We start from the raw sequence: 19,209 nt of genomic DNA, 5'->3' as shown, positions 1-19,209 counted from the left end.
CCGCACCACTCACCGATCCGCTCCTGGAGGAGACCTCATGACCGCGACCGTGAACGAGACCGTGAACCCGACCGCGCAGCTGACCGCCACCGCCCTGACCGAGCTGGTCGTCTCCGTCTACCGCGAGACGCTGGGGGTCGCCGAGCTCGACGAGCAGAGCGACTTCTACGAGTGGGGCGGCGATTCGCTGACCGCCTTCCGGATCACCGCACGGCTCGAAGAGGCACTGGGGGCGGAGGTCCCGGTGGCCCTGGTCTTCGCCTACCCCTCGCCGGCGGACCTCGCCGACGTCGTCCACGCCGACTTCGTCCAGGCGTGAGGGCCGGTCATGACGGACACTTACGTACCCGGCGGCCGCTGGCGGCTGTGGGACCAGTTCGCCCTGCGCGGGGCGGGCTTTCCGGCCGGGGGCGTGCTGCGGCTGGCCCCGGCCGGTCTGGCCTCGGCCGCCGACAAGTTCGATCCCGGGGAGGGCGCGGCCGGCCTGGCCGGTGAGCGGTGGGGGGAGTTCGCCGCCCTGTTCGCCGACGCGCAGGTGGAGACGGCGCACGCGCTCCAGGACATCGCCCGGACGCCCGCCTTCCGGGAGGCGGTGGCCTGGCAGAACCGCCCGGTGCTCACCTCCGGGATCACACCCTTCCTGAACTGGACGCCGACCGCGGCGGGCCGCACCAGCATGCCCCGCCAGCGCGAGGAGCTGGTGGCCCACTACTGGCAGCGGTTCTGCGTCAAGAACGACACCATCGGATTCTTCGGCCCGGTCGGCTGGGGCCGCTGGGACCTCTCCACCCACGGGGTGGAGGTCGACCCCGGCACCGGTCTGATCGCCGGATCGCAGGTGTACTTCGCCAGTTGGGCCATCGACGCCCTGGCCGCCCGGATCGACAGCGACCCGGCGGTACGGGAGTGGGTGGCGCCCCGGCGCGTGCCGTTCGTCCGCCAGTCCGGCATGGACGTGACGGTGCCGGGCCGGCCGCGCCAGGCCCTCGACGGGGGAGCGCGCGCGGTGCTCGCCCTCTGTGACGGCGTACGCCCGGCGCGGGAGATCCGGGCCGCGCTGCCGGAGGTGGACGTGTCCGCCGTGCTGGCCGACCTGGTCGCCCGCCGGTGGGTGGTGTGGAAGCTGGAGGTGCCCGCCGACGCCCGCCCCGAGCGGCATCTGCGGGCCTGGCTGGACCGGGTCGGGGACGCGGAGCCGCGCGAGAGCGGCCTGGCCGCCCTGGACGCCCTGGAGCGGGGCCGGGACCGGGTGGGCGAGGCGGACGGGCCCGAGGCGCTGGTGGCCGCGCTGACGGAGCTGGAGACGGAGTTCGTCGCGCTGACCGAGACCGCCGCCGTACGCGAGAAGGCGGCGGGTACGGCGCCCTGCCGGGCGCTGGTGTACTCCGACTGCCGGCGGGCGGCAACCGCCACCCTCGGGCGGACCGTGCACGAGGCCCTCGCCCCTCTGGACCCGCTGCTGACCAGCGCCGGGTGGCTCACCGCGCGGCTCGCCGATGCCGTGATGGCCCGGGCGCGGGAGGTGTACCGCCGGCTCGCCGGGCAGGGGCCGGTCGACCTGGCCGCGTTCTGGTTCGCCTGCATGCCGATCCTGCACGGCGCCGCCCGCGAGGAATCCGCCGCACTCCAGCAGGAGTTCCGCAGGCGCTGGGACGCCATCCTGTCGCCGCCGCCGGGCACCCGCCGGGTCAGGCTGCCGCTGGATGCCGTCGCGGGGCCCGTCGCCGAGCAGTTCGGCGGCCCGGGCGGGGGCTGGGCCACCGCCCGCTACCTCAGCCCCGACATCATGATCGCCGCCTCCGGGGAACAGGCCGTGGCCCGGGGCGACTTCGAGCTGGTCCTCGGCGAACTGCACGTCGCGGCCAACACCCTGGGCTCCTCCCTGTTCGTCAACCAGCACCCGGACGCCGGCGAGCTGCTCGCCCTGACCGGCCGGGACCATCCCGGTCCCCGGCTGCTGCCGCTGCTGCCCAAGGAGCACCGCTCCCGGCTCTCCGTGCGCACCCGGCAGGTCCTGGTCCGCCCCGAGGACCACTACGTCGCCCTCGTCGACTTCACCGCCGATCCGGGCCGGCCCCGGACGGTGCTCAGCGCCGACGTGGTGGTGACCGAGCGGGTGGACGGCGAGCTGGCGGTGGTGCTGCCCGACGGGTCCGAGTTCCCTGCGGTGGACGTGTTCTCGCACGTGCTGACCACCCTGGCGATGGACCTGTTCCAGATCCTGCCGGACGGGGCGGACCACTCCCCCCGGGTCACCGTGGACCGCCTCGTCGTGGCGCGCGAGACCTGGCGGCTGCCGCCGTCGGACATGGACTTCGCCGACGAGAAGGACGAGGCGCGCCGGTTCGTACGGGCCCGGCAGTGGCGGGAGCTGCGCGAGCTGCCGCGGTTCGTGTTCGTCGTGCTGCCGACCGAGACCAGGCCGTTCTACGTGGACTTCGACAGCCCGGTGTACGTCAACATCCTCGCCAAGGCGGTCCGCAGGATGGCCCGCAAGGAGCCGGGGGGCCGGGCCGTGTTCACCGAGATGCTGCCGAGCCCCGAACAGGCCTGGCTGACCGACGACCGGGGCGGGACCTACACCTCCGAGCTGCGCTTCGTGGCGGTGGACGAGGGCTGACCCGAACACGGCACCACGCGGGGAGCGACGCGTACCGGCGGCGCGCACGGCGGAGCGACAGACGCCGTGCGGGGCCGCCGTTGCGCGTTCTACCCCCCGCGGCTGCGTGCGCGGCTGCGTCTTCTTCCCTACTGACGGATCTCCGCAGACAGCAGTGTTGAGGAAAACACCGCTTGGAGGCCCACAGTGAAGGTTGTCGCAGCGCACGGCGGACCGGCGAGGCACGGCAGCGAAGCCGGCGACGCCGTACGTGACGGTGACGGAGTGTCGTTCGCGCAGCGGAGGCTGTGGTTCCTCGACCAGCTCACCGGAGGTTCCGCCGAGTCCCTCCTCCCCCTGGCCCTGCGCATCCGGGGCTCCCTGGACGCCTCGGCACTGGAGCGCTCGCTGGCCGGCATCGTGGACCGGCACGAGGTGCTGCGCACCCGCTTCACGGCCGTCGACGGCGAGCCCGTGCCGGTGGTGGACCCTGCGGGACGCACCCGCCTGGCGCGGACGGAGGCCGGGAGCACGGAGGAGCTCTTCGACCGGGAGCTGGCGCGGCCGCTGAACCTGGCCAAGGAGCACCCGATGCGGGCCACCCTCGCCCGCATCGGCCCGGACGAGCACGTGCTGCTCCTGGTGGTGCACCACATCGCGGTGGACGGCTGGTCCTGGGACGTGCTGCTGCGCGAACTGGACGCCGGCTACCGGGGCGAGGCGGTGGACGCGCCGCCGCTGCAGTACACCGACGTCGCCCGGACCGAGGCCGAGCGGCTGAGCGGGCCGCGGATGGAGCGGCTGCTCGGGTACTGGCGGGAGCGGCTGGCCGGGGTCGCCCCGCTCGCGCTGCCCGCCGACCGCCCGCGGCCGGCCTTCTGGGACGGCTCCGGCGACGTGGTCCGCTTCGAGCTGCCGGCCGAGCTGGTGGCCGAGGTGGACCGGGTGGCCCGCGAACAGCGCGCGACCCGCTACATGCTGCTGCTCGCCGTGTACCAGACCCTGCTGGGCCACTACTCGGGCCGCCGCGACATCGCCGTCTGCACCACCCTGGCCGACCGCGGGCGGGCCGAAGTGGCCGATGTGATCGGCCCGTTCGTCAACACGATCGTCCTGCGCACCGACCTGTCCGGGGATCCGACCTTCGCCGAACTGCTGGGCCGGGTCCGTGCGGGGGCCCTGCGGGACTTCTCGCACTCCGAGGCACCCTTCGACCGGGTGGTCGGCGAGGTGGTCACCGAGCGCGACCTGTCCCGCCACCCGCTCGCCCAGGCCTCCTTCACCCTGCTCAACACCGTCCCCTCGGCGGCCCGCCTCGACGATCTGGACGTCGGCCTCGTACGGACGCCGCTGACCGGCACCCCGCTCGACGTGTTCCTCGACCTGAGCCTGCGCGCCAACGGGGACATCGCGGCGCGGCTCCAGTACTCGACCACCCTGTTCGACCAGAGCACGATGGTCCGCTTCACCGAGGGGTACCTGGAACTGCTGCGCGCGGTGACGGCCGAGCCGCAGGCCCCGGTGGCCCAACTCGCGGGCCGCCTGGAGCCGCTGCCCGGCAAGGAGCGGGCCCGCCTGCTCGCGATGGCGGGCTCGGAGCGCCCCGCGCCGGCGGCCACGCCGTTCTCCGTGGCGGGCGAGCCGAACGCGGTGGCGCTGGTCTGCGGGGAGCGGATCCTGCGCTACCGCGAGCTGGACGCCCTCGGCGGCGGCCTGGCCACCGCCCTGCGGGCGGCCGGCGCCGGCCCGGGGACCCCGGTCGGCGTGTGCATGAAGCGCGGGGTCGGGTCCGTGGCCTCGATGACCGCGATCTGGAGGGCCGGCGGGGTCTACGTACCGCTGGATCCGGCGCTCCCCGAGGAGCGGCTGCGGTTCATGGCCGAGGAGGCCGGGCTGGCGTACGTCCTCACCGACGCCGCCACCGCCGAACTGGCCGGCGCGCTCGGCCCTCGGGTGCTGCGGGTGGAGGACGCCGGGCCCGACGCGGGCGCCCCGCACCACACCCCCGACCCGCACGACCTCGCGTACACCATCTTCACCTCGGGCTCCACCGGCCGCCCGAAGGCCGTCGGGATCGAGCACGGCGCGATCGACGCCCATGTCGCCGCCGCCCGGGCGGAGTTCGGGATCACCGCCGGGGACCGGGTGCTCGCGTTCTCGTCCTTCTCCTTCGACGCCTCGCTGGACCAGCTGCTCACCGCGCTCGGCTGCGGGGCCACGCTCGTGGTCCGGCCGGACGAGCAGTGGCTGCCCGCGCAGATCCCCCTGGTGGTCGAGCGGTACGGGATCACCGTGCTGAACCTGCCCCCCACCTACTGGGCCGAGCTGGCCTTCTCGCTCACCGACCGCACCGCCGCCTCCCTGGCCCCGCTGCGCCTGCTGGTCCTCGGCGGAGAGTCCGTCCCGGCCGCGGCACTGGCCGCCTGGCGGGCCCGCGCCCCGCACGTACGGATCCTCAACGCGTACGGGCCGACCGAGACCACGGTCACCGCCACCACCCACGAGATCGGCGCGGCCGGGGACGCCGACCCCGGCCGGGTGCCGATCGGCGGGCCGCTGGGCTCCCGCCGGGTGTACGTGGTGGACGCGCACGACGAGCTCGTTCCGGTGGGCGAGCCGGGTGAGCTGCTGATCGGCGGTCCGGAACTGGCCCGCGGGTACCTCGGCCGGCCGGCCCTCACCGCCGCCGCGTTCGTGCCCGACCCGTACGGCGGGGACGGCGGACGCCTCTACCGCACCGGCGACCTCGTACGCCGGCTGCCCTCCGGGGAGCTGGAGTTCCTCGGCCGCACCGACGACCAGGTCAAGATCCGCGGTTTCCGCATCGAACTCGGCGAGGTCGAGGCGGCGTTGGGCGAATGCCCCGGGGTGGTGGCCGCCGCGGTCGCCGTCGGCGCGGACGCCCAGGGCGGCAAGAGCCTGACCGGCTACGTGGTGGCCGGCCCCGAAGGCCCGGTGGAGCCCGCCGTACTGCGCGCCTTCTGCGCCGGCCGGCTGCCGCACTACGCCGTGCCCGCGGACTTCGTGGCACTCGACGCACTGCCCGTGAACGCCTCGGGCAAGCTGGACCGGGCCGCCCTGCCCGCCGCCCGCCCGGACGGGGAGCGGACCGAGCGGGACCGGGCGGCCGCGGGCGGCCCCGAGTTCATCGCACCGCGCGACGCCACCGAGCAGGTCGTCGCCGACATCTGGGCGGAGGTCCTGGGCGTCGACCGGGTCGGCATCGACGACGGGTTCTTCGACCTGGGCGGCCACTCGCTGCTCGCCACCATGGCCGTCTCCCGTATCGCCGAGCGCCTCGGACGCGAGGTCGAGCTGCGCACCCTGTTCGAGAACCCCTCCATCCGGGCCTTCGGCCCGCTGGTGGCCGCGGCCCGGCAGGCGGGAGCCGCCACCGTCGTCCCGGTGGACCGCTCGGGACCGCTGCCGCTGTCCTTCGGGCAGGAGAGGATGTGGTTCCTGGACCGGATGTCCGACGTCGGCGACGAATACGTGCTCTGGTTCTCCTGGCGGATGCGCGGCGGACTCGACCGCGACGCCTGGCAGGGCGCCCTCGACGAGGTGGTGGCACGCCACGAGGCGCTGCGCACCGCCCTGGTCGAGGTGGACGGCAAGCCCGCGCAGCGGGTGGTCGACGGGGTGCGCGTACCGCTGGTGTGGCAGTCGGCCCCGCCCGGGGACGAGGAGGCCGTACGGCTGGAGCGGCTGCGCGCGGTGGCCGTCCCGTACGCCACCCGCCGCTTCGACCTGGCCGGTCCGCCGCTGCTGCGGGCGGGGGTGTGGGAGCTGGACCCCGCGGACCACGTGGCGGTCATCGCCTTCCACCACGCGGCGACCGACGGCTGGTCCAAGGACGTGATCATCGGTGAGCTCGCCGAGTCGTACGCCGCCCGCGTGGCCGGGCGCCCGGCGGAGCTGCCGCCCGTTCCGCTCCAGTACGGGGACTTCGCGGTCTGGCAGCGCGACCGGATGGCCGGCGAGGTGCTGGAGCGGCAGCTGGCGTACTGGGAGGAGGCCCTGGCCGGTGTGCCCGTACTGGAGCTGCCGACGGACCGGCCGCGTCCGGCGGGCTGGTCGGGCCGGGGCGGGGCGGTCGAGATCGACCTGCCGAAGGAGCTGGAGACCGCGCTCGGCGAGCTGGCGCGACGGCACGGGGTGACCCGGTTCACGGTGCTGCTGGCCGTGGTGCAGATCGTGCTGGTCCGCTGGTCCGGGCAGCGGGACGTGGCGGTGGGCACCCCGGTCGCGGGCCGCGGACAGCTGGAGCTGGAGCGGCTGGTGGGGCTGCTGGTGAACACGGTGGTACTGCGCGGGGACCTGTCCGGCGAGCCCTCGTTCACGGAGTTCCTGGACCGGGTGCGGGAGTCGGTGCTCGGGGCCTTCGACCACCAGGAGGTGCCCTTCGAGCGGCTGGTGGAGCAGCTGCGCCCGGAGCGGGACCCCTCCCGCAACCCGCTGTTCCAGGTGATGTTCGACGTACAGGAGAGCGCGGCGGGCGGGCCGCGCGTCGAGGGCCTCGACGTGGAGCACTTCGTCCTGCCCTGGGGTTCGGCCAAGTTCGACCTGACCGCCACCTTCCTGCTCTATCCGGACCGCTTCGCGCTGAACGTGGAGTACGCGAGCGACCTCTTCGACGCCGCCACGGTCACCCGGTTCGCCGGGCACGTGGGCCGGGTGCTGGGGGCGGTGGTGGCCGATCCGGAGCAGGCGGTCGGACGGCTGGAGCTGCTGTCCGCCTCCGAGTACGAGGAGCTGGCCGAAGCGGCGGGCACCGCGGTGGCCGCACCCGCGCAGCCGTTCGCCGTGTCGGGCGCCCCGGACTCCGTGGCCCTGCTCTGCGGGGACGAGACCCTGACGTACGCGGAGCTGGACGGCCTCACCGGCGGGCTGTCCGCGGCCCTGGCGGCCTCCGGGGCGGGGCCGGGCACACCGGTCGGCGTGTGCCTGCGCCGCGGCATCCGCTCGGTCGCCGCGATGGCCGCCATCTGGCGGGCCGGCGGGGTCTACGTACCGCTGGACCCGCGGCTGCCCGAGGACCGGCTGCGGTTCATGTGCGCCGAGGCGGGCGTGCACAGCGTCTTCAGCGACGGCTCGACGCGGGAGCTGGCCGCCGCGCTCGGACCGCGGACCGTCCCCGTCGACTCCGTCGTGCCCGACCCGGACGCGCCGCGCCACACCCCCGGTCCCGGCGACCTCGCCTACGTCATCTTCACCTCGGGCTCCACCGGCCGGCCCAAGGCCGTCGGCGTGGAACACCACGCCCTGGCCGCCCACACCGCCGCGGCCCGCGAGCTGTTCGGCATCACGGCCGAAGACCGGGTCCTCGCCTTCGCCTCCTTCTCCTTCGACGCCTCGCTGGAGCAGGTGCTGCCCGCCCTCGGAGCGGGAGCCTCGGTGGTGGTCCGCCCCGACGAGGTGTGGTCGGTGGAGGAGCTCGCGGAAGCCGTACGGACCCGGGACATCACGGTGATGGAGGCCACCCCGGCCTACTGGGAGGAGATCGTCGCCCGGCTCGACACGGTCGCGGGGGACCTCAAGGGCCTGAGGCTGCTGGTCACCGGCGGGGAGGCACTGCCCTCGGCGCCGCTGGCCCGCTGGTTCGCCCACCTGCCCGACGTGCCGGTCGTCAACACGTACGGCCCGACCGAATCGGTCATCTCGGCCACCGCCCACACCGTCACCGCGCCCGTCGAGGGCCGGGTGGCGATCGGCCGGCCGCTGGGCTCCCGCCGGGCGTACGTCGTGGACGCGCTCGACCAGCTCGTCCCCGTCGGGGTGCCGGGCGAGCTGCTGATCGGCGGCCCGGAGCTGGCCCGCGGCTACCTCGGGCAGCCCGCCCTCACCGCGCAGCGGTTCGTACCGGACGTGTACGGCGGAACCGGCGGGCGGCTCTACCGCACCGGCGACCTGGTGCGCCGGCTGCCCTCCGGGGAGCTGGAGTTCCTCGGCCGCACCGACGACCAGGTCAAGATCCGCGGCTTCCGCATCGAACCGGCCGAGATCGCGGCCGTCCTCGAACAGCACCCGCAGGTGCACGCGGCGACCGTCCTGGTCCGCGAACTGCGCGGGGAGCGCGCCCTCGTCGGCTACGCGGCCGTCCAGGACCGGGGGCCGGACGCCGAGGCGCTGGCCGCCTGGTGCCGGACCCTGCTGCCCGGCTACATGGTGCCCGCCGCCTTCGTCCTGCTCGACGCCCTGCCCCGGACCGTGCAGGGCAAGGTGGACACCGCCGCCCTGCCCGATCCTGAACTGCCCGCGCCGGCCGCGTCCGTGGCGCCGCGCACCCCGACCGAGGTGGTGACGGCCCAGATCTGGGCCGAGGTCCTGGGCCTGCCCGAGGTCGGGATCCGGGAGGACTTCTTCTCCCTCGGCGGCCACTCGCTGCGCGCCGTGGCGGCCGCCTCCCGCCTGCGCACCGCCTTCGACTGCCCGATCCAGGTACGCGACCTGTTCGACCACCCGACGGTCGAACTGCTCGCCATCGAAGTGGAACGACAGCTCATCGACCAGATCTCCTCGATGAGCGACGACGAGATCGACCTGTCCCTGACCTCCGAGTTCTGACCGCCCCCGCGTTCCGGACCTCGATCCCAGCCTTGATTGGACGGCACTTGCGATGACCACTGCACAGGTCGAACCCTCCACCACCGCCTCGTCGAACACCCCCGGCGGCCTCTCCCCCGCCGCCCGCCGGCTCCTCGAAATGCGCCTGCGCGGCAAGGCCGCCGCCGCGCCCGCCGGAATCCCCCGCCTCGACCCGCGCCCCGCGCAGGCCCCCCTGTCGGCCGCCCAGCAGCGCCTGTACTTCCTCGACCAGCTCGACCCGGGCGGCGTCGAATACCTGATGCCCGCCGCCTGGCGGTTCACCGGCCCCCTGGACACCGCCGCGCTGAGCGCCGCGATCGGGGACCTCACCGCCCGCCACGAGCAGCTGCGGGTGGTCTTCTCCCACGAGGACGGCGTGCCCGCCCAGCGCGTGCTGCCCGCCCCCGACGCGGCCGGCCTCGACGTGACCGACCTGCCCCCGGCGGTCCGCGAAGGCGGCCCCGACGCGATCTCCGCGGCCGTACGGGAGGTGGCGCTGCGCCCCTTCGACCTGGCGGCCGCGCCCCCGTTCCGTGCCACGCTGCTGCGGATCGGCGCCGAGGACCACGTACTGGTCCTGGCCATGCACCACATCGTCTCGGACGGCTGGTCGCTGGACATCCTGACGGAGGACCTCGGCACCTGCTACCGCGCCAGATGCCGGGGCATGGCCCCGCAGCCCGCGCAGCCGCCGGTCGAGTACACCGACTACGCGCACTGGCAGCGCGGGGCCGACGAGAGCACCGACCTGGACTACTGGCGTACGGCGCTGGCGGGTCTGACCCCGCTCGAACTGCCCACCGACCACCCGCGGCCCTCCGTCCGCAGCTCCGCCGGCGCCGTGCACACGGTGGAGCTCCCCGAAGGGCTGACGGCGGCGCTGGCCGAGCTCGGCCGCCGGGCCGACACCACCTCGTACATGACCCTGATGGCGGCCTTCCAGGCGGCGCTCGCCTTCCACAGCGGCCAGGACGACATCGCGATCGGGACCGTCGTCGCCAACCGGGAGCGCCCGGAGATCGAGCAGCTGGTCGGCTTCTTCGTGAACACCCTGGTCATCCGCACCGACCTGGCGGGCGACCCGACCTCGGCGCAGCTCCTCGCCCGGACCCGGGAGAGCGTCCTGGGCGCCCTGTCCCACCAGAGCCTGCCGTTCGAGCGGATCGTCGACGAGCTGAGCCCCGAGCGGGACCTGTCGCGCAACCCCCTGTTCCAGGTGCTGTTCTCGCACTCCGCCGCCGCGCGGCAGGGCGGGTACGCCCTCGGCGGGGCGACGGGCACCGCCTTCCCGATCGACCTGACCACCGCGAAGTTCGACCTGACGCTGGACGTCAGCGAGGACGCGGACCGCATCCGGCTCCGCTTCGTCTACCGCCCCGACCTGTTCGAGGCGGGGTCGGTGGCCCGGCTGGCCGAGCACACCGTCGCGGTGCTGCGTGCCTTCGCCGAGGCCCCGGACGTGCCGCTCGCCATGGCCGACCTGCTGACCGCCGGCGAGCGGGCCGCGCTGCTCGGCCCCGACGGCCCGGCGAACCGCCTGCCGGCCGGCGCCGTGCCCGAGCCGGCTCCCCGGCTCGCGATGGAGCGCCTGGCCGAGCGGATGCGGCTGGCCCCCACCGCCGTGGCCGTCTCCGGCGGCGGCCGCAGCCTGACGTACGCCGAACTCGACGCGGCCTCGCGGGCCCTGGCCCGGCGGCTGCGGGCGGCGGGCATCGGCCCGGAGTCCCTGGTCGGGGTGTGCCTGGGCCGCTCGGTCGACCTGGCCGTCGCGCTGCTCGGCGTATGGCGGGCGGGCGCGGCGTACCTGCCGCTGGACCCCGCCCACCCGCGGGCCCGGCGGGAGTTCACGGTCGGTGACGCGGGGGTGGAGTGGGTGGTCGCCGACGCGGTGGGCCGCGCCGCGGTGCAGGGGCTGCCGGTGGGCGTGATCCCGCTGGCCGACCCCGCCGACGACACCTCCGACGACCGCCGCGACGACACGGACGACCTGCACTGCGCCGCTCCCGGCCCCCAGACCCTCGCGTACGTCATCTACACCTCCGGCTCCACCGGCCGGCCCAAGGGCGTCGAGATCACCCACGCCAACCTGGCCTGGCTGCTGGGCGCCGCCGACCACCACTTCGACTTCGGCGCCGACGACGTGTGGACGCTCCTGCACTCCCCCGCCTTCGACTTCTCCGTCTGGGAGCTGTGGGCCCCGCTGACCTCCGGCGGCCGGGTGGTCGTGCTGACCGAGGACGAGGTGCGCGACCCCGCCGCCGTCCACGCCGTCCTGCGCGACGAGCGCGTCACCGTCCTCAACCAGACCCCGGCCGCCTTCAAGGGACTGCGGGCCCACATGGCCCAGCAGGGCGAGGAGTTCGGCTCGCTCGCGCTGCGCACGGTGGTCTTCGGCGGTGACGCCTTCGACGCCCGCGACTACCGCGACTGGTTCGCCGTACCCGGGGGCGGGCGGCCCGCGCTGGTGAACATGTACGGGATCACCGAGACGACGGTGCACGTCACGTACCGGCTGATCACCGAGGAGGACACGGTCTCGCCCGTGTACTCGCCGATCGGGCGGCCCCTGGCCGGCCAGCACGGCTACGTCCTGGACCGGGCGGGCCGCCTGGTGCCGCACGGCACCGTGGGCGAGCTGTACGTGTCCGGCGGCGGGGTGGCCCGCGGCTACCGCAACCGGCCGGAGCTGTCCGCCGAGCGCTTCCCCCTCGACCCCTTCGGTCCCGCCGGGACCCGCATGTACCGCACCGGGGACCTCGTACGGGTCCTGCCCGACGGGCAGTTGGCGTACGCCGGGCGTGCCGACCACCAGGTCAAGATCCGCGGCTTCCGCATCGAGCCCGGCGAGATCGAGACCGCGCTGCGCGCCCTGCCCGGCGTACGGGACGCCGCGGTGGTGGCCCGGCCCGACGCGCACGGCGGTGCGCGCCTGGTCGCCCACGTGGTGCTGACCGAGGGCCGGCCGCTGGACGCGCCGGACCTGCGCGACCGGCTGCGGCTGACGCTGCCGGAGTACATGGTGCCCGCGCTGTTCGTCCGGCACCCGAAGCTGCCGATCACCGCCAACGGCAAGGTGGACCGCAAGTCCCTGGTGGCGGTCGCCGTCGAGGGGGCCGGCGCGCCCGCCGGGCACGTCCCGCCGGCCGGTGCGACCGAGGAGGCGCTGGCCCGCATCTGGTCGGAGGTGCTGGGCGCGGAGCGGGTCAGCCGTACGGCCAACTTCTTCGACCTGGGCGGCGATTCGATGCTGGCCCTGCGCGTGATCGGGCAGGCCCGCAACGCCGGTCTGGGCCTGAGCGTCCCGGACCTGTTCCGGGCCCGCACCCTGGGCGACCTCGCGGCGCTGGCCACGGAGGCGGCCGAGGGCGCCGGCCCCGCGCCCGTGGAGCCGTTCTCCCAGCTGGATCCGGCCGATGCGGCCCGGCTGCCGCAGGGGCTCGACGACGCGTACCCGCTGACCATGCTCCAGGCCGGGATGCTGCACGAGATGCTGGCCGACCCGGGACGCGGCGCCTACCACAACGTCACCGACCTCAAGATCACCGTTCCGGAGGGCTTCGACCTCGCCGCCTTCCGGACCGCCGTGGACACGGTCGTACGGGGCCACAGCATCCTGCGCTCCTCCATCGACCTGGTCTCCTTCTCCGAGCCGCTCCAGCTGGTGCACGCCACCGCCGCGCTCCCGGTCGGCTACAGCGACCTGCGCGCTCTGCCGCACGAGGAGCAGTGGGCCTCCGTACGGGGCTATGTGGACGCGGAGTTCGCCCGGCGCTTCGACCTGGCGGCCCCGCCGCTGGTCCGCATCCACCTGCACCACCTCACCGACCGGGAGCTGCGGCTCACGCTGACCGACTGCCACGTGGTGCTCGACGGCTGGAGCCTGACCTCCCTCATCGCCGACCTGCTGGACCTGCACCGGCAGGCCGTGGCCCAGGGCCGGACCCCGGAGCTTCCCCCGGCACCCCCCTACGCCGAGTACGTGGCGCTGGAGCGGGCCGCGCTGGCCGACGAGGAGGCTCTGGAGCACTGGCGGACGGCGCTCGCGGACCTCAGCCCGGTCCTGTTCACCCGCCGCGGCACGGAGGCCTCCGACAGCGGTCACTTCGTCCACGAGGTGCGGCGCTCGTACGCGTCCCTGGCCGAACCGATCGGCCGGCTGGCCCGGCTGGCCGGGGTGCCCCGCCGTACCGTCCTGCTCACGGCGTTCCACCACACCATGAGCCTGTTCGCCGAGCGCGACGGCTCCGCCGAGGGGCATTCGGTCGGCCTGGTCACCAACGGCCGGCCCGAGGTGCCGGGCGCCGACCGGATGCGCGGGCTGTTCCTCAACACCGTGCCGTTCGGGGTCAGGCGGCCCCGGGGCAGCTGGCTGGAGTACCTGAAGGCCGCGTTCGCCGCCGAGCAGGAGATGCTCCCGTACCGCAGGGTGCCGCTGGCGCGGATGGCGCAGCTGAGGCCCGGTGCGCCGAGCGTGGCGGACACCCTCTTCAACTACGTCAACTTCCACCGGTTGTCCGGGGACAGCTGGGACGACTCGCTGGAGATCGCCCGCACCGCGTTCCCGCTGATGCTCAACGCGAGCGTGGAGTCCCTCATCCTCGACGTCGACCCCGACTACCTGGCCCCCGCCACGGCCGAGCAGCTCGCGGACCTGATGTGCGAGGTGCTGAAGGCGATGACCGCGGGGCCGCAGGCCCCGGTCACGGCGCCGGCGCTGGCCGGCGAGGCGCGCATGCGGGCACTGGAGGAGTGGGGCCGGGGCCCCGAACTGCCGAACACCTCGCTCATGTTCCACGAGTGCGTGGCCGAGCACGCCGTGCTGACACCCGGCGCGGTGGCCGTCCGGCAGGGCGACCAGGAGGTCACGTACGCCGAACTGGACGCCTCCGTGCAGCGTCTGGCCGACCGGCTGCGGGCGCTCGGGGTCGGGCCGGAGGTGCCGGTGGGCATCTGCCTCGACCGCGGGCCGGAGATGGTCCGGGCCGTGCTGGGTGTGCTCCGCTCGGGCGGCGCCTTCCTGCCGCTGGAGTCCCAGCACCCCTCCGACCGGCTGAAGTTCATCGTCGAGGACAGCGGGATGCCGGTGCTCATCACCCAGTCCTCGCTGCTGGACACGGTGCCCTTCGAGGGGCCGACCCTGGTCGTGGACGACCCGCGGACGTGGGCCGCTCCCGCCGGGGCGCCGGTGCCCGCGCCGCCCGTCACCGCGGACAACGCCGCGTACATCCTGTACACCTCGGGCTCGACGGGCACCCCCAAGGGCGTCACCATCCAGCACCGCAGCCTGACCAACATGCTGGAGGGGCAGCGCGATCTGTTCCCGGTGACCGCCGAGGACCGGGTGCTCCAGTTCGCCTCGCTCAGCTTCGACGTCTCGATCATGGACCTGACGTGGGCCCTGGCCAACGGCGCCCAGCTGTGCACCCCGCCCCGGGAGGCGCTGCGCGCGGGGGCCGATCTGGCGAACACTCTGCTCGACTACGGGATCACCGTCGCGATGCTGGCCCCGAGCGCCCTGGCGGCCCTGGGCGAGGACCGCTTCCCGGCGCTGCGGATCCTCCAGGTGTGCGGCGAGGCCTGCCCGGCGGAACTGCCCCAGAAGTGGGCGCGCGGACGGCGGTTCTACAACGTGTACGGGCTCACCGAGACGGCCGTGTGGTCCGTCTCCACCCTCCTGAAGTCCGACTGCAAGCGCCCGCCGATCGGCTGGCCCATGCGGAACACGCAGGTCTACGTACTCGACGAGGACCTCCAGCCGGTCCCGGTCGGGGTGCAGGGCGAGGTCTACCTCGGCGGGCGCGCCATCGGCCGGGGCTATGTGAACCGCCCCGACCTGACCGCCGCCGCCTTCGTCCCCGACCCGTACGGGACCCCCGGCGGCCGGCTGTGCCGCACCGGCGACATCGGCGTCCAGCTTCCCGACGGCGCGGTCGAGGTCCTCGGCCGCCGCGACAGCCAGGTGAAGCTGCGCGGGTTCCGCATCGAACTCGGCGAGATCGAGCACGGGCTGCGGGAGCTGCCCGAGGTGCAGCAGGCGGTGGTCCTGCTGCGGCGCGACCTGCCGGAGCCGGCGCTGGTGGCGTACGTGGTGCCGGAGGCGGGCGTGGAGCCCGTGGTGGAGCCCTTCCGCCAGGCGCTGCGGGCCAAGGTGCCCGCGTACATGGTCCCCGCGCGGTTCGTCTTCCTCGACGCGATGCCGGTCAACAGCAGCGGCAAGGTGGACAAGAAGGCCCTGCCGCTGCCCGCGGCGGACCGGCTGGGCAGCGCCACGGACTACGTCGCGCCGGGCACGCCGGCCGAGGTGGTGCTCGCCGAGGTGTGGCGCACGGTGCTCGGCATCGAGCAGGTCGGTGTCCACGACGACTTCTTCGCCCTCGGCGGCAGTTCGCTGTCGACCGTCCGGGTCGCCGCGCAGGCGGCCGCCCGGGGACTGAGCGTCTCCGTACGGGACCTCCTCGAACTGCCCACGATCGCCCGGCTCGCCGCCCGCGCCGCGCAGGCGGCGGCGGGTGCGGAGGAGGCTCCTCCCGGGGCCCGGGCCGTCACCTCGGAGGTCCGGCTGCGCGAGGGCGACGGCGCCCCGCTGTGGTGCGTGCACCCCAGCGGCGGCAGCGGCGCCTGGTACGTGCCGCTCGCCCGGGCCCTGCCGCCCGGCCGGCCGGTCCGGGCCTTCCAGGCCCGGGGCCTGCTCGGCGGGGTGGACCCGACCACCATCGCCGGGATCGCGGCCAACTACGCCGCCGAGCTCGCCGCCCACGGCGGGCACGGCCCGCACGACCTGCTGGGCTGGTCCATGGGCGCCAACATCGCCCTGGAGATGGCCACCCAGCTGCACGCGGCCGGTCACACCGTGGCCCCGCTGACCCTGATCGAACCGCACCTGCCCCACCCGGCTTCCCGCGAACGCCTCGCGGCGGTCGGCCGGGACATGGAGCGGGGGCTGCGGATGCGCGACCGCCTCCGTACGCTGCCGCCCTCGGCGGAGCGGGAGGCGGCCGTGGCCGAGCTCACCACCCTGCTGCTGGGGGCCGGCATGAGCCCCGGCGAGGCGGCCCTGGTGGAGCACGCCCCCATCGAGGTCTGGCACTCGCTGCTGACCGCCCTGTCCGCGTACGAACTGCGCCCCTACGCCGGCCACGTCCACCTCCTGGTGGGCAGCGCGGCCGCGGAACTGCCCGACGGCGAACCGATGCCCGGGCTGGACGTGGACTTCCGCACCTACGTCGAACGCTGGCGCGAGACCGCGCTCGGCGGACTGACCGTCCACGTCACCGAAGGCGACCACATGTCCATGATGTCCGAACGGCTGATGCACAAGACCGCTGCTGCGCTCGGCCGGATCCAGTCGGAGGCACGCCGATGACCGTCCTGACCACGAACACGAACACCCCTGCCGCCGCCACCGCCGCGGACCTGTCCCCGCTGGTGTGCCCGGTCACCGGGCGCACCGCCCCGCCGGCCGCCGCAACCCGTACGAGCCCTCCGGCCCCGGCGGCCCCGGCGGCCCCCGCGGCCCCCTTCACCGAGCGCTACCTCCTCGACCCCGCCGTCAACGCGGACCCGTACGGGTACCTCAACTCCCTGCGCGACCACGACCCCGTGTACTGGTCGGCCATGCACCGGGCCTGGCTCGTCACCGGGCACGCCCAGCTGATGCACTGCCTGCGCGCCCCCGCCGTCTCCGCCGAGCGGGTGCGCCCGCTGATGGACGCCGTGCCGGAGGGCGCCCGCGAGGACGCCGAGCGCGCCTTCGGGATCCTGTCCCGCTGGATGGTGTTCAACGACGCCCCGCAGCACCGGCGACTGCGCCAGGTGTTCCAGGAGCAGTTCGCGGCCCGCTCCATCGGCCGCTACCGGGCCTTCGTCGAGCGCGCCACCCGCGCCATGCTCACCCGCCGGGCCGTCCCCGGCCGGATCGGGGACCTGGTCGCCGACATCGCCCGGCCGCTGCCCGCGCTCGTCTTCGCCCGCTGGCTGGGCGTCCCCCAGGCGCACGGCCCGTCCTTCTGGTACTGGAACGCCCGGGTCGGCGACCTGGTGCTCGGGGCCGCCCAGGAGGAGCGCGAGTACCGCACCTCGCTCCAGTCCCTGGTCAACCTGGACGACTACCTCGCCGACCTGGTGCGGCAGCGCCGCGCCGACCCCAAGGACGACCTGATCAGCGCCGTGCTGGCGGGCGGGCAGATCGGGAAGTCGGTCAGCGAGGAGGAGTTCGTCGGGATGCTGACCCAGATGGCCTTCGCCGGCGGCGAGACCACCAGCAACCTCATCGTCAACGCCGTACTCGCCCTGCTGGAGCACCCCGAGCAGATGGCCGCCGTACGGGAGGACCCGGCGCTGGTGCCGATGGCGGTGGAGGAGGCCATGCGCTTCGACGGCCCCTCCAAGATGTCGATCCGCACCGCCGCCCGCGACTTCGACCTCGACGGGCGCCCCGTCCGCGCCGAGGACCGGCTGTTCCTGGTCACGGCGGCCGCCAACCGGGACCCGGCGCGCTTCGCCGACCCGGACGCGTTCGACGTCCGGCGCGGCAGCGCCTCGCACCTCGGGTTCGGCTTCGGCGCGCACTTCTGCATCGGGGCGGCCTTCGCCCGGCTGGTGGCGGGCGCGGTGGTCGACGTACTGGTCCGCGAGTACCCGGGGCTGGAGCTGCTCGGCGGGCAGCACACCTGGCAGCCCTCCCTCCTCAACCGCGCGCTGACGGCCCTGCCCGTCCGCTACTGACCGCGGCCGGCCCTACGGATGGGATGTTGTTCATGGCTTCGACCCTGGTGGACGCGCGGGACCGGCTGAGCGCCCCCGCCCGGCTGCCCTCGTTCCGGCTGCTGTGGCTCGGGCAGTCCCTGTCCCTGCTCGGCGACGGGTTCAGCTACATCGCCTTCTCCTGGATCACGCTCGGTCTCACGCAGTCCACGCTGGCCCTCGGTTACGTCCTCGCCTTCCAGGCGGTGCCGCGGGCCCTGCTGACCCTGGTCGGCGGCTCCCTCAGCGACAAGTGGTCCTCGCGGACCCTGATGAAGCTCTCCAGCTGGGCCCGGGCCGCCCTGATGGCGGGCGTGGGCCTGGCCGGCCTCGCCGGATCCCTGACGCTGTGGATGCTGTGCTGCGCCGCCGCCGCCTTCGGGGCCGTCGACGCCTTCTTCCAGCCGGCCCGGGCGTCGATCCTGCCGTCGGTGGTCGGCAAGGAGCAGCTCGCCCCGGCCAATGCCCTGCTCGCGGTGGGCACCAAGGTGGCGGCCGTGCTCGGCCCGGCCGTCGGGGGCATGGTGGTGGCCTTCTCCAGCGCTCCCGTCGCCTTCCTCGTCGACGGGGTGTGCTTCGCGCTCTGCGGTGTGTGCGTGGCGGGGATCCGCCCGCTGCCGCGCCCCGCCGAGGAGGAGAAGGGCCCGGCCGCGGGGGGCGACCCGCCCGAGCCTCCGCTCTCGCTGGGCGCCCGGATCCGCGCCGGGCTGCGGTACGCCTTCGAGGACCCGCGGATCCGTACGATCCTGGCCGTCGACGCGGCGGTGACCTTCTGCCAGGCGGGGCCGTTCACCGTCGGTTTCGCCACCCTGGCCAAGGTCGACCTGCACGGCGGCTCGGCCACCCTCGGCCTGCTCAACGGCGCGCTGGCCGGCGGGGCCATGCTGGGGACCCTGGTCGGCGGCGCCGTGAGCAGCCGCCCGCGGATCGGCCTGCTGATCGCCGCGCTGGCCGGCTGGCTGGCGATCGGCACGGGCCTGCTCGGCTTCGTCGGCAACACGGCGGGGGCGCTCGCCACGGTGCTCGCGATGGGCTTCGGGATGGGTTTCCAGGGGGTCTTCGGCCTCAGCTGGATCCAGCGCACCATCGACGGCTCCGTGCTGAGCCGGGTGATCTCGGTGGACATGGTGATCGGCTACGCGGTGGCCCCTCTCTCCCTGGTCCTCTGCGGCGCCCTGGCGCAGTCCGGCACCGCCCCGATGTTCGCGGTCTCGGCGGCGGTCCTGGCGGTGACGGCGATCGGCATCCTCGGCTCGCGCACGGTCCGCGAGATGCGATGACCG

General features: G+C 74.7%; 6 protein-coding genes. All 6 read left to right on the top strand.

Annotated elements, in window-relative coordinates:
• Nucleotides 1-37: 37 nt before the first annotated feature.
• Complete coding sequence (locus ACFYXV_RS18695) at nt 38-319, top strand: acyl carrier protein (protein WP_385460801.1); 282 nt, start codon at nt 38-40, stop codon at nt 317-319.
• 9 nt (nt 320-328) lie between these two features.
• Nucleotides 329-2,620: a lantibiotic dehydratase gene (locus tag ACFYXV_RS18690; RefSeq protein ID WP_389383483.1), complete on the top strand. Its 2,292-nt coding sequence runs from the start codon at nt 329-331 to the stop codon at nt 2,618-2,620.
• A 186-nt stretch (nt 2,621-2,806) separates the two neighbouring features.
• Nucleotides 2,807-9,163, top strand: a complete 6,357-nt coding sequence (locus ACFYXV_RS18685; RefSeq protein WP_389383481.1) for an amino acid adenylation domain-containing protein — start codon at nt 2,807-2,809, stop codon at nt 9,161-9,163.
• Nucleotides 9,164-9,215: 52 nt separating this feature from the next.
• Nucleotides 9,216-16,547 (top strand): amino acid adenylation domain-containing protein, encoded by a 7,332-nt coding sequence (locus ACFYXV_RS18680; protein ID WP_389383480.1) that lies wholly within the window; start codon nt 9,216-9,218, stop codon nt 16,545-16,547.
• Nucleotides 16,544-17,908 carry a cytochrome P450 gene (locus tag ACFYXV_RS18675; RefSeq protein WP_389383479.1) on the top strand — a complete coding sequence of 455 codons (1,365 nt, stop codon included), beginning with the start codon at nt 16,544-16,546 and terminating at the stop codon, nt 17,906-17,908. Before ACFYXV_RS18680 ends, ACFYXV_RS18675 begins: the two co-directional genes overlap by 4 nt.
• Before the next feature lie 32 nt (nt 17,909-17,940).
• Nucleotides 17,941-19,206 (top strand): MFS transporter, encoded by a 1,266-nt coding sequence (locus ACFYXV_RS18670; protein WP_389383477.1) that lies wholly within the window; start codon nt 17,941-17,943, stop codon nt 19,204-19,206.
• Nucleotides 19,207-19,209 lie beyond the last annotated feature (3 nt).

Origin of the sequence: Streptomyces sp. NPDC002181, assembly GCF_042890485.1 — a bacterium.
Taxonomy (GTDB): domain Bacteria; phylum Actinomycetota; class Actinomycetes; order Streptomycetales; family Streptomycetaceae; genus Streptomyces.
This window is presented reverse-complemented; position numbering and strand designations above follow the sequence as displayed.